Here is an 11,770-nt window from a genome sequence, read left to right on the forward strand (position 1 = left end):
TACCCGACTGATGAGGACGTGCCATGCGTGATCTCCTGAATGACCTTACGGAGGGCCTGAGCCATCCCGATCCGATCCTGCGCGCGCAAATCCAGATGCAGAAGCCTTTGCCGAAGCGGTTCTACAAGGATGTTACCGTCGCCGAGACGGAGGAGGGCGGCTTCACTATCCATCTCGATGGCAAGCCGCTGCGCACGCCCGCCAAGAAGCCGCTGATCGTGCCGACGCGGGCGCTGGCCGAACTGCTCCGCGATGAGTGGGACGGGCAGAAAGAAGTCGTGAACCCGGTGGTCATGCCGGTGTCGCGGCATGTGAATACGGCCATCGACGGCGTCGCCAACGACACCCAGGCGGTTTTCGAGGACATACTCCGTTTCTCTTCCTCCGATCTTCTGTGCTACCGCGCCGGCGATCCGGCCGCGCTGGTTCAGCGTCAGACAGACCATTGGGACCCGGTTCTCGACTGGGCGGCCAATGTGCTTGGCGCGCGCTTCATTCTCGTTGAAGGCGTCATGCATCGCGAGCAGCCCCGCGAGGCGATCGCGGCCTTTTCCGTCACGCTCAGAAAATACGACAAGCCGATTGCGCTCGCCGCTCTTCATACCATGACGTCGCTGACCGGCTCCGCCATTCTGGCTTTGGCGCTGGCGGAAGGGGAGCTGACGCTGGAGGAAACCTGGGCGCTGGCGCATCTCGACGAAGACTGGACCGCCGAACAATGGGGTGAGGATGAGGAGGCGCTGGAACGCCGCGCCGTCCGGCTGATTGACATGCGCGCGGCGCTCAGCGTTCTTGAGGCCCTGAAGAGCGCTTCTTAACGCTTTCCTAACCCTGATCGCCGAGTATGCGGTTACCTCACGTAAGGGGAGCCGCTGATCATGAACACCACGCTGAAACGCCTTGGCATTATTGTGCTGGCGTGTTTCATGCTCATGTCTTTCAGGCTGGAACCGGAAGCGACCAATGCCGACCGGCTGCTTTACGATGTGCGCGGCGCATTTGTCGCCGCCCGCCCGGATGTTGCGCCGGCGCTGATGCAATCCATCCATGCGCAGGTGCAGAATGCGATCAAGACCACGGCACGGGGTGAGACCCGGCCGCGCGTGGTGCTGACAATCCGCCTCGCATCCGTCACACGCGGTCCCTTCCTGTTCGGGGAAAGAGCATCCGCCAGGGTCATCGTGCGCGCTGCCGCCGTGGCGACGGGCGAGGTGATCGCCGAAGCCAAATTCACCGCCACCGTCGTCAGCTTCGACAATCAGTCCATCGAGCAGGAACTCGCCTATGGCGTCGCCGAGCGGGTGATCCGCGAATTCAGGCTGAGCCGGCCGGGTCCGGCGACGCTCGCGACGGCTCTGTTTCCGTAAAGTTTTCCCCGAAGCCCACAGCCTTCAATGCGTCCCTGCGGGTAATCTCACGCAGCATGTCTGAATGTCAAACGGGTCGCCGTCGACCTCCAGCTTGCCTTGATCCATCAAAGTTTGAAGCCGAGCGATCAGCATTAGATCTCCGACCTGATAATATCGCTCAGAACTCGCTCCCAAAGCATTTCCCACAACGTAAGCAGCCTTTCGCCATGTCGTATCCGCTTGTTGAAGTAACAAAATATCAAAATGGTCTGCTGCTGCGGAGGTGAGCCCTGTTGGTGTTACGATGCGGAAAAATGCGTTTTCTTTCCGTAGCCTAGCCCATTCGTTCTGATTTCGAGCATCCTCTTCGGCAGATACGGATTGCTCGCTTCCAACCAGCTGCATCATAGATTCCGCCAGCATCACAGAAGCGGCCTTGGCAGGTCTCGTGATTGTGTCTGCGCTATCCTGCCCCGAAATTAGAGAACGCCTGCTCGAAACGTCGATGACGTGATAGGGCCGCCCATTCATATGCGCTGCCCAAGCAAGTCGAAATGCAAATTCCCGTGCCGAATATTTGCCAAACCATAGGACGATCTTGTCCTCAGCGGCGTCGACTTGTTCCCAGAAATCGTCAAATTCATTCGTCGCCGAGGGCCAGTCGAAATATTCCTGCCACCAACTCACCCTATCTGCCGAAGCAAGGGAAGCGATAGGCCCGCAACTGAGATCGTCGCGGAACGAGAGGATTCTGTCTTCCGCACTGTGTGCGGAAAGCGCCTTCTTAAGAGAACCGCTGGCGGACAAGCTCGGCACGACATGCAACATTCTTTTCCTCCAACCTCGTTTTCTTGTCCAGATTCGCAGACTTTTCGCCGCTTACCCAAGCCGCTCTGCATGCCACTTCAGATGGTCGTCCATGAAGGTGGAAATGAAATAATAGGAGTGGTCGTAACGCTCATGCATGCGCAGCGTCAGGCCGATATCCGTGCCCTTGATCGCTTCTTCGAACAGCCAGGGGCGCAGGCCCTTTTCGAGAAAACTATCGGCCTTGCCCTGATCGATCAGGAACTCGGGGAAACGCGCACCGTCCTCGACCAGCGCACAGGCGTCGTATTGACGCCATGCGGCCTTATCCGCACCGAGGTATTTTTCCAGCGCCGGCTCGGACCAGTCGGCCGAAGAGGGAGCCACGATCGGCGCAAAGGCGGAGCAGCTCTTGAAACGCTCGGGGTTCTTGAGCGCAATGGTCATTGCGCCATGGCCGCCCATCGAATGGCCGAAAATGCCCTGGCGGCTCATATCCGCACGGAAATGCTGGCCGATGAGGGCAGGCAGTTCTTCCGTCACATAGCTGTACATCCGGTAGTGCTCGGACCAGGGCTCCTCTGTGGCATCGAGATAAAATCCGGCGCCCTTGCCCATCTGCCAGTTGGTCAATTCGTCCGGCACGTCATTGCCGCGCGGGCTGGTATCCGGGCAGACGACGATCAGTCCCAGTTCGGACGCCATGCGGCGATATTCGCCCTTTTCCATGACATTGGCGTGGGTGCAGGTGAGGCCGGAAAGATACCACAGGACAGGGCAGGGTTCATGGATCGCCTTCGGCGGCACATAAACCGCAAAGCTCATCTCAGATTTCAGGGTTTCCGATGTGTGCGAAAATACGCCCTGCATGCCGCCAAAGGCCGTATTTTGCGAAATAATGTTCATGAAGCCATTCCTTGTGAAATTTCCCGGTTCAGCCCGCAAGCGAGACGGCTGCATTGACCGCCGCCGCCACCAGAACCGTATTGAAGAAAAAAGAAACAATGGAGTGCAGCAGCGTGACCTTGCGCATGGCGGTCGTGGTTATCCCCACATCCGACGTCTGCGCCGTCATGCCGATCACCACGGCGAAATAGAGAAAGTCGTAACCGCAGGGTTCCTTCGTGCCCGGAAAATCCATGCCGCCGCGATGCTGGCGTTTGCCGTCCACCATGGCGGGCCGCCAGTAAAGATGGGCGTAGTGCAGGGCGGTCATGGTGTGGATGGTCAGCCAGCCGAAGATCACCGAGGCGAAGGCGATGAGCAACGCCCAGACCGTTTCGCCGGTATGGTTGAGCGCCTGAAACAGCGATACAACCGCGACGACAACGGCAAGCAGCGTGACGGCGATGATGGCGACCGCAGGCAGATCGTCGCTATCGGCGTGGGCCTTCAGATGCTGCGCCGTCAGGCCCGACAGGCGAAAGGCGATCAGGGTGAGGTAGGTCAGGAAGAACAGAACGGCCGCGATCTCTATCGCCAGCGGCGGCGCAAAAACCAGCCCCAGGCCAAGACTCACGGCGCCGACCAAAAAGGCAATGACGAAAGGTTGATGGCGGCGATAGCTGTTGCTTCTCATATTGGCCGGGGTCATGGGCGGCACCTTTCCGTTGGCGCCGTCATTTTTTGACACGGCGGCAGAAACGGTCAAGCGTCTCCAGAAAAGCGGAGCGGTCACGCGGTGAAAAAGCCGCATTATATCCCTTGCTTTCACCGGTTTCGCGCAGATGCGCGCCAAGATCGCGCATCGCCGTCGCCATCCCGATATTCGACTGATCAAAAATGCGGCCCGTCGGCCCGGTCACCAACGCCCCCTTGGCGACGCAGCGCCCGGCCAGCGGCACATCTGCGGTGATGACAATATCGTTCTCACCGGCATGATCGGCGATCCAGTCATCCGCCGCGTCGAAACCGGCGGATACGATGACGTTTTTCACCATGGGATCGCGCGACGGGCGCAGACCGGAATTGGCAACGAAGGTCACTTCCAGCCCATGCCGCTCCGCCACCTTGAGAATCTCCGGCTTCACGGGGCAGGCATCGGCATCGACATAGATTTGCTTTTTTTGCGGCATGGGCACTCTTTTCGGATAATTCCTGCCACGCTTCTAAGCGCAAACGCCGCGATTACCAACCCCGCCATTGCTGAAATGCGGGTTCGATGCCGGGCAGGGACCGCACTTGCGACCACCCCAAAAATTGCCTATGTTCACTTTATGTTCTTATCCCGAAAGGTTTCCCATGCTGGAAGAGTTCATCGTGCGGGCCAAGTCCGCCACCTATGTCGGCGGCGGCAACAAATCCGCGACGCCCACCCGCAAGGGATCGCACGATCTCGGTTATCAGAGCGGCGACTGGCAATATATCGACAGCTATTTCGGGGGAACCGATTTCATCGGCCAGGAGGTCGTCTGGCATGAGGGAACGGCGGTGTGGGCGATGAGTTATTACGGCCGCATCCTCCGGCCAGAGATGATCGATGGCGCCACGGCTGGCATGGTCATTCAGCGGTCGCTTTCCACGCTCTATCGGGAGGGCCGGTTCCTTGGCGGCTTCACCCACCCGGTGGAAAATCTGGTCTATGTCGACACGAATGAAGGTGAATTCCGTTCCTTCACCGGCATCGAGCGCATTTACCGGGGCCATGTCGAAACATACCGGCTTGACTATCATGGCGGGATCATAAAGCCATAACGCACAGGAAATGCCATGGACGGGATTTGCAATGGCAAATGGCGACACTCAATTTTTCAAGGCGACACTCTATTTCGACAGCGAACCCACGATCTCGGATTTGACCCTGACGCAAGCGTGGGGCGAGGAGGGATATGAATGTGAGCGGCTGAGCGAAAAGGGCGTGTTTGACGGCCTGCGCGGTTCGACCAGGGTTTTTGTCGGCACTCCCGAGCCGGTCGCAGTGGCGCCGGTTGCGCCGGCCCAATATCCGGCCGTCGCAGAGGCCAGGGTTGACTGGTCAAAGACCTTTTGCGTCGATGCCAAAGCGGCATATGACGATTTCAGCCGCGCAACGCATCAGTGCGAGTTCAGATTCCTGATCATGGCGGATGAGGACGATCCTGAAATCGCTCATAACGAGATCGCTTCAGCCCTGCTCGGCATTCATCAGGTCGCTCCCATGCAGGCCGTTGCATTGCATTATCTCGACATGATCGTCGGCCGCGCCAATCTCGATGACTATCTGAATTACGCAAACAGTCATCTGGACCAACCGCAGCAAATGGCAACGATGCTGGCCTTCGGAACCTTCGTGATGGAGGAGGGGGAAAAGATCAGGGCCTGGACAACGGGTCTGGAACATTTCGGCCAGACGAATCTGCTTTTCGAAACCCCGGCCGGAGATGCGACGGAAGCGCTTCTCACGCTATTCGGCCTCGGGCATCTCGTCGTCAACGGGCGACGCTTCGCTGCCGGCGAAGCCATAACATCTTTCGACCTTCTTGCGCATTTTACGCCCGCCGAACTCGATGCCCGGCCCATGCTGCGCGTCGTCAGGCAGGAAGCCGGCTAGAGCCTGCTGTCTTACCTGGGAGCGAATGGGACGATGATGTTTCACCGCCCATCACAGGCTTCAAATCAGCCGGGCTGCTTGGTCTTGCGCAGATAGGGAAGAACCGTGTCGTAGGAACCGAAACGGGCAATCGCATCCTCGTTGGAGACGGCCGCGGTGATGATGACATCCTCGCCCTGCTTCCAGTTGGCCGGGGTCGCCACCTGATGTTTGGATGTGAGCTGAATGGAATCGATCGCGCGAAGAATTTCCTCGAAATTGCGGCCGGTGGTCATGGGGTAGGTGAGGACCAGCTTGATCTTCTTGTCGGGACCGATGACGAAGACGGAGCGCACGGTGGCGTTGTCGGCAGGCGTGCGGCCTTCGGAACTGTCGCCAGCGCCGGCCGGCAGCATGTCATAGAGCTTGGCGACTTTCAGGTCCTTGTCGCCGATCAGCGGATAATCGACATTGAAGCCGGTGGCCGTGCGAATATCGTTCTTCCATTTTTCATGGCTTTCGACCGGATCGACCGAAATACCGATGATCTTGACGCCACGCTTTTCGAATTCCGGCTGCAGGCCGCCCATCGCGCCGAGTTCCGTCGTGCAGACCGGCGTGAAGTTCTTCGGATGCGAAAACAGGACCGCCCAGCCGTCGCCGATCCAGTCGTGAAAGCTCACCGGACCATGGGTGGTCTCGGCGGTGAAGTCGGGTGCTATGTCGTTGATACGCAGGCTCATCTGATGTTTTCTCCCTAATGATTTGAACTGAAAACTGATGGTTCTCGGCAATCCGCGTCCGGCGCTGGAGCTTAGAGTTTTTGCATGAAATGGCCAGCCCTTTCATCGGGCTTCGGCGGTATTTGCTTCAGCCCCACAGAGATTTGATGGCCCTGATTTTCCCCGTTTGTCGCGGTTGCACGATATCCGCCCGGTTGATTGTTTCAGGAGGACATGATTATTCCAGAGACGATCGGGGGGCCATCATGACGACTTCTTCTGCGCCTGTTTCCGCGACGGTTCGGGCACGCATTCCAGCGGCGGTCTGGGTGTTGGGCATCGTTAGCCTTCTGATGGATATTTCTTCGGAAATGGTGCAGACACTGCTGCCCTATTATCTCGTTTCCGGTCTTGGTGCTTCCGCGGTCACCGTCGGTTTCATCGAGGGCATGTCGGTTGCCATCGCCACCACGACCAAGCTGTTTTCCGGGATTATCGCGGACTGGACGAGGCGGCGGAAAATGCTCGCCGTGCTTGGATACGGTCTCGGCGCAATCTCGAAACTCGCTTTTCCCTTCGCCACCTCGCTTGGCTGGATCGTCGCCGCCAAGGCGGTGGACCGGGTCGGAAAGGGCATTCGCGGAACGCCGCGCGACGCTCTTATTGCCGATGTGACGCCGCCTGAAATTCGTGGCGCCGCATTCGGGCTCAGAAAGTCGCTCGATACGGTCGGCGGCTTCATCGGGCCGCTGGCGGCCATCGGGCTGATGTTCGCGCTCAGCGAAAATGTGCTCGCCATTTTCTGGATCGCGGTCATTCCCGCTTTCCTTGCGGTGTTCATCCTCATCGCCGGTGTGAAGGAGCCGGATGCGCCCGCAAGACCGAAAGCCGAAAAGCCATTCCGGCTCGCCGATTTTGCGAAACTCAATCGGGCGGTCTGGATCGTCATCATCGCGGCGTCGCTCCTGACCTTCGCTCGTTTCAGCGAAGCATTCCTGTTGCTGAAATCCGAAGAGGCAGGCTTCCGGCCGGCTTGGATACCGATCACGATGGTCATCATGCATGCCGTCTATGGCCTGACAGCCTATCCCGCTGGCCGGCTTTCAGACAGGATCGGCCGCTCAGGGATTATCGCGGCAAGCGTGGCCGTGCTGGTGGGCTCCTATCTGACGCTCGCTTTTGCCAATTCCATTCCGCTGTTCCTGTTCGGCATTCTTCTGTGGGGCCTGCATATGGGCCTGTCGCAGGGGCTGCTCGCAGCCCTGATTGCGGAAACGGCGCCGCCACATCTCAAGGGAACGGCCTTCGGCGTCTTCAATCTGATGACAGGTCTGGCGGTACTGGTCGGCAACGTCATCGCCGGCTTGCTGTGGGACCTCCATGGTTCCTTCGGCACCTTCCTGGCGGGCGCTGTACTGTCTTTTACCGCATTGCCGGTGTTGATCTGGGTATCCTGTCGAAAGCGCAGCGCCGCCTGAGCCTGTGCCGAAAATACGACGACGTTGTTTTCGCCCATCCCAGCGCATAGTGTGACGCAACGTCAGGCGACATTCCGGGGTGGGGAGTGATGGAGAACAGCAATGACAATCACCATTACCGCTTTTGAACGTTCGCCCGATGGCGGCAAGGGTCTCGCTCGTGACATGCGCGTTCGTTGGGCACTCGAAGAAGTGGGCCAGCCCTATGACGTCCGCCTTCTTTCCTTCAAGGCGATGCGGGAACCGGCGCATCTGGCGCTTCAACCCTTCGGGCAGATCCCGACCTATGAGGAGGGCGATCTCGTCCTGTTCGAATCCGGTGCGATCATATTCCATATAGCCGAACACCATGCCGGCCTGTTACCACAGGATGCGGATGCGCGGGCGCGCGCAATCATGTGGATGTTCGCCGCGCTCAGCACCATGGAACCGCCCATCGTCGAGCATTTTGTCACCGGTTTTCTCGAAAGGGACAAAAGCTGGCACGGAGAGCGCCTGCAGATCGTCGATGAACGTATCCGCAAGCGGCTTGGCGAATTGTCCAGCCGACTGGGGAAGGCCGAATGGCTCGACGGCGCTTTCAGCGCCGGTGATCTGTTGATGATATCGGTGCTGCAACGGATAAAGAGTTCGGGAATTCTCGATGAATACGCAAATCTCGCGGCCTATGTCGCCCGCGGCGAGGCGCGTCCCGCCTATAAACGCGCCTTTGCCGATCAGTTGGCGATTTTCAAAGCCGCATCGAACGGCTGAACCGCATCGACGGCGGGCCCCCTCGATGCGGACTGCCTGCGATCAAGCCGAGGTGCTGACGCGATAGGCCATTCCGAGCGACCGCGGCGCTGTCTCCTTGAAGCCGAATTTTTCGTATAGCCTGTTTGCCGGTACATCGGCGATCAGGCTGACATAGGCCGAAGCGGGAAGCTCGCTCTTCACATGGCCCATCAGCGCCTCCATGACCGCCTTGCCCAAGCCTCGGCCCTGATGGGCGGGATCGACGGCAATGTCCACGACCTGAAAAAAGCAGCCGCCATCGCCGATCAGCCGGCCCATGCCGATGGCGGAACCCGCATGCAGAACCAGCACGGAGAAGACCGTGCCCTGCAAAACCTTCTCCGCCGCCTCCCGTGAAAAGGGGCTTAGCCCGGCCACGGCGCGAAGGCGCAGATAGTCCTCGACAGACGGGGTTTTCGCGACGATGGAATAGTCGGGGGAATAATCGGGTTGGTTCATTCGACTCTCCTCTTGGCCGCGCTCTGACAGCGCCGCCCAATATGTGGAGAAGAGTTCTACAGGAGCTTTACCGATTCTGAGGCGCAATTTTCAGCGCCTGAAGATCGTGCTGCGCGCGGACGCCCATGAAGGCGGCCATTTCTGCCTGTTATCGGCGGCCTTCCACGGCGGAACGGATATCCGAGCGGCTGACGCCGATGTCGGAAAGGCTTCTGTCATCGAGCGCGCTCAGTTCGGCCACGGCGCGACGGTTGCGGAAATAGTTTCGAACGGTTTCGTGAAGTTTCATTTTCATGGTTTCCAGTGATGAGATTGCATAAAATATGCTCATTCTGACGCGAAAAATACAGGCATTTGCCTGCATGGAAGACATGCAAAAATCGACACACGCCGTCTGGATAGGGGGGAAACGACTGCCGGCATAAGGAAACGCTATAGCGGCAGAAAGGACTTGTGTTGGCAAAATATCCGGCGATGAACCTACTCTGCCTGAAAGATTAGCATGACGTTAATCGACAAGAACCGCAAAAGCGGCAAAAGCTCGCCCGGCTAAAGCCGGAACAGATAAATCCGAAAAGGAGTGGGAACATGAAAAACGGTATTACTCGCAGACTTCTACTGGTTTCCGCAGCGGTCGCTCCGATCCTGAGCCTGTCGCCGGCGCTCTCCGCCTCCGCTTATGCGGCAGAGACGATAAGGCTCGGCCTCGTCGCGCCGATGAGCGGCCCGAATGCGCGCTACGGCGCTTTCTCCATGCATGGCGCGGAACTCGCGGTAAAGGACATCAACGCGGCCGGCGGTATCAACGGCCAGCAGATCGAACTCTTCAATGCCGACAGCCAGGGCACGCCGGTCGAAGGTGTTTCGGCCACCCGCCGCCTGATCGATCAGGACGAGGTGGATTTCGTCATCGGCGATGTCTCCAGCTCCGTGACGCTTGCGATGCAGCCCGTCGCCGAGGATGCCGAGGTTCTGCTGCTGAACGCCGCGTCCTCCAACCCGAAGATCACCTATCAGGCGGGCGTCGGCGGTTTCAAATGGACATTCCGCAATTATCCGACGGATGAGAACCGTGCGCTTGTCGTGGCGAAATACGCCGCCGAACAGCGTGGTTTCACCAAATTCGCCGTCCTGTCGGTCGATAGCGACTACGGCCGTTCCGCCATCACCTTCACCAAGAAATATCTGCCCGACTTCAAGGGAGAAATTCTGAGCGAGGATTATTACAAGGAAGGCGAGGTCGACTTCCGCAGCGTGCTGGCGAAGATCCGCGATAACGGCGCGCAGGCGATCATCATGTACGGTCTCGCCGACACGACGCCGATTGTCGCCCGTCAGATGCTGGAACTCGGACTTGCCGGCAAGGTTACACTGATCGGCAACGGTGAATTCAACACCGAAAAGACGATCAAATCCGCACCGAAAGCCATGGAAGGCGCAGTTGAGGCCGCCGCCTGGCTGCCGCAATTCGATAGTCCGGCCAGCAAGGCTTTCGTCGAGAAATTCACCGCGACATACAAGGAAGCGCCGAACAATCACGCCTATGTGCATTGGGATACCGTCAACCTGCTCGCCCAGGCGATCAAGGAAGCCGGCAGCGCTGATCGCAATGCGGTGCGCGAGGCGCTCTCGAAGATCAAGTACAAGAGCCCGGTCGGCGAAGTGACCTTCGACGATCACAATCAGGCGCGCCTTCCGATGATCCTTCTCCAGATCGAGAACGGCAAGCCCAGCATCAAGGGCGCTTATACGGCGGAAATCCAGTACCCTGCGAACTGATAGACCGGGAGGGGTACAGCCATGTTCTCGACAATTCTCGAGCAAGTCGTAAACGGGATCGTCACCGGTTCCGTCTACGCGATCGTCGCCGTCGGCATGACCATGATTTTCGGGGTGCTGAGAGCCATCAACTTCGCTCACGGCGAATATTACATGCTCGGAACCTTCGGGGCGTGGTTCGCCATCGATTATCTCGGCCTTTCCTATGAGGCTTCGATCGTCGTCGGCGTTCTCTCCACCGTGGTGGTGGCCTATGTGGTCGGCCAGCTCGTGATGCGCAGAATGGTGGGGGCGCCGGCGGAGTCCGGCGTTCTCGCCACCCTCGGCATCGCGCTGATCCTGCAAAACACGATCATTTTTGTCTTCGGCGGCGGCTACAAGTTTTTCGCCGGCGGTTATATCGAGCCGATTTCCATTCTCGGCTTCACGCTGGCGCAGCAGCGCGTGCTCATCCTCGTTGTCTGCCTCATCGTCTTCGTCGGTCTGGAACTGATGGTGACCTATAGCCGTCTCGGTATGGCGATGCGGGCGGTCTCGCAGAATGTCGAATGCTGCGGCGTGGTCGGCATCGATGTGTCGCAGGTGGTGTTGCGCACCTTCATCCTGGGCGCCGCGCTTGCAGCGCTTTCCGGCGTGCTGACAGCTCCGGTCAATGTCAGCGTCTATGGCGGCATGGGGGAGCTTATCACCTTCAAGACCCTGCCGATCATCATCATGGGCGGCCTTGGCAACGTACGCGGCACCTTCTTCGCGGCCATGATCCTCGGCATCGCCGAAAGCCTCGTCGCCACCTATGTCGGGCTGCAATTCCGCGACACGGTGGGCTTCGCAACGCTGATCCTGATGCTGATGTGGCGTCCGCACGGCCTGTTTTCGACGCAGGCGCGCTTTTAG

General features: G+C 58.9%; 15 protein-coding genes. 8 read left to right on the forward strand and 7 right to left on the reverse strand.

The features are described 5' to 3' along the window. The first annotated feature begins 23 nt into the window (after nt 1–23). Complete coding sequence (locus FGF54_RS05865; RefSeq protein WP_142779153.1) at nt 24–818, forward strand: ATP12 family chaperone protein; 795 nt, start codon at nt 24–26, stop codon at nt 816–818. A 60-nt stretch (nt 819–878) separates the two neighbouring features. Then, nucleotides 879–1,367, forward strand: coding sequence for a hypothetical protein (locus FGF54_RS05870; protein ID WP_142779154.1), 489 nt, complete (start codon nt 879–881; stop codon nt 1,365–1,367). A 24-nt stretch (nt 1,368–1,391) separates the two neighbouring features. Here the strand turns inward: FGF54_RS05870 and FGF54_RS05875 are convergent, their stop codons facing one another. The 4 genes from FGF54_RS05875 to FGF54_RS05890 are packed head-to-tail and all read right to left on the reverse strand — an operon-like array spanning nt 1,392 to nt 4,231. Then, on the reverse strand, nt 1,392–2,177 hold the full coding sequence (locus FGF54_RS05875; protein WP_142779155.1) for a DUF3658 domain-containing protein: 786 nt from the start codon (nt 2,175–2,177) through the stop codon (nt 1,392–1,394). Nucleotides 2,178–2,228: 51 nt separating this feature from the next. After that, complete coding sequence (gene fghA / locus FGF54_RS05880; RefSeq protein ID WP_142779156.1) at nt 2,229–3,062, reverse strand: S-formylglutathione hydrolase; 834 nt, start codon at nt 3,060–3,062, stop codon at nt 2,229–2,231. Between the two features lie 28 nt (nt 3,063–3,090). After that, nucleotides 3,091–3,750, reverse strand: coding sequence for a DUF1345 domain-containing protein (locus FGF54_RS05885; protein WP_142779157.1), 660 nt, complete (start codon nt 3,748–3,750; stop codon nt 3,091–3,093). A gap of 25 nt (nt 3,751–3,775) precedes the next feature. Next, nucleotides 3,776–4,231 carry a YaiI/YqxD family protein gene (locus FGF54_RS05890; protein WP_142779158.1) on the reverse strand — a complete coding sequence of 152 codons (456 nt, stop codon included), beginning with the start codon at nt 4,229–4,231 and terminating at the stop codon, nt 3,776–3,778. Between the two features lie 166 nt (nt 4,232–4,397). On the opposite strand from FGF54_RS05890, the gene FGF54_RS05895 reads away from it, so the two are divergent. Together FGF54_RS05895 and FGF54_RS05900 are read left to right on the forward strand one after the other, a co-directional pair. Further along, entirely contained in the window at nt 4,398–4,850 is a 453-nt protein-coding gene (locus tag FGF54_RS05895) for a DUF5680 domain-containing protein (RefSeq protein WP_142779159.1), read from the forward strand. Between the two features lie 31 nt (nt 4,851–4,881). After that, nucleotides 4,882–5,685 (forward strand): hypothetical protein, encoded by an 804-nt coding sequence (locus FGF54_RS05900; protein WP_142779160.1) that lies wholly within the window; start codon nt 4,882–4,884, stop codon nt 5,683–5,685. A 65-nt stretch (nt 5,686–5,750) separates the two neighbouring features. On the opposite strand, the gene FGF54_RS05905 is transcribed toward FGF54_RS05900, so the two are convergent. Further along, nucleotides 5,751–6,407, reverse strand: a complete 657-nt coding sequence (locus FGF54_RS05905) for a peroxiredoxin (RefSeq protein WP_035217366.1) — start codon at nt 6,405–6,407, stop codon at nt 5,751–5,753. A 245-nt stretch (nt 6,408–6,652) separates the two neighbouring features. Here FGF54_RS05905 and FGF54_RS05910 point away from each other — a divergent pair, with 245 nt between their 5' ends. Further along, entirely contained in the window at nt 6,653–7,864 is a 1,212-nt protein-coding gene (locus tag FGF54_RS05910) for an MFS transporter (protein WP_142779161.1), read from the forward strand. 102 nt (nt 7,865–7,966) lie between these two features. Further along, a complete protein-coding gene (locus FGF54_RS05915) occupies nt 7,967–8,617 on the forward strand; it encodes a glutathione S-transferase family protein (protein ID WP_142779162.1) in 651 nt (216 codons plus the stop codon). Nucleotides 8,618–8,659: 42 nt separating this feature from the next. Here FGF54_RS05915 and FGF54_RS05920 read toward each other — a convergent pair whose 3' ends face one another. Then, nucleotides 8,660–9,097, reverse strand: a complete 438-nt coding sequence (locus tag FGF54_RS05920; RefSeq protein ID WP_142779163.1) for a GNAT family N-acetyltransferase — start codon at nt 9,095–9,097, stop codon at nt 8,660–8,662. Between the two features lie 148 nt (nt 9,098–9,245). Continuing rightward, nucleotides 9,246–9,386 carry a DUF1127 domain-containing protein gene (locus tag FGF54_RS05925; protein WP_142779164.1) on the reverse strand — a complete coding sequence of 47 codons (141 nt, stop codon included), beginning with the start codon at nt 9,384–9,386 and terminating at the stop codon, nt 9,246–9,248. 299 nt (nt 9,387–9,685) lie between these two features. Between FGF54_RS05925 and FGF54_RS05930 the strand changes: the two genes are divergently transcribed. Next, nucleotides 9,686–10,876 (forward strand): ABC transporter substrate-binding protein, encoded by a 1,191-nt coding sequence (locus FGF54_RS05930; RefSeq protein WP_142779165.1) that lies wholly within the window; start codon nt 9,686–9,688, stop codon nt 10,874–10,876. 21 nt (nt 10,877–10,897) lie between these two features. Continuing rightward, nucleotides 10,898–11,770, forward strand: coding sequence for a branched-chain amino acid ABC transporter permease (locus tag FGF54_RS05935; RefSeq protein ID WP_035217353.1), 873 nt, complete (start codon nt 10,898–10,900; stop codon nt 11,768–11,770).

It is taken from the genome of Agrobacterium sp. T29 (assembly GCF_006970545.1).
In the GTDB taxonomy this organism is placed as follows: domain Bacteria; phylum Pseudomonadota; class Alphaproteobacteria; order Rhizobiales; family Rhizobiaceae; genus Agrobacterium; species Agrobacterium leguminum.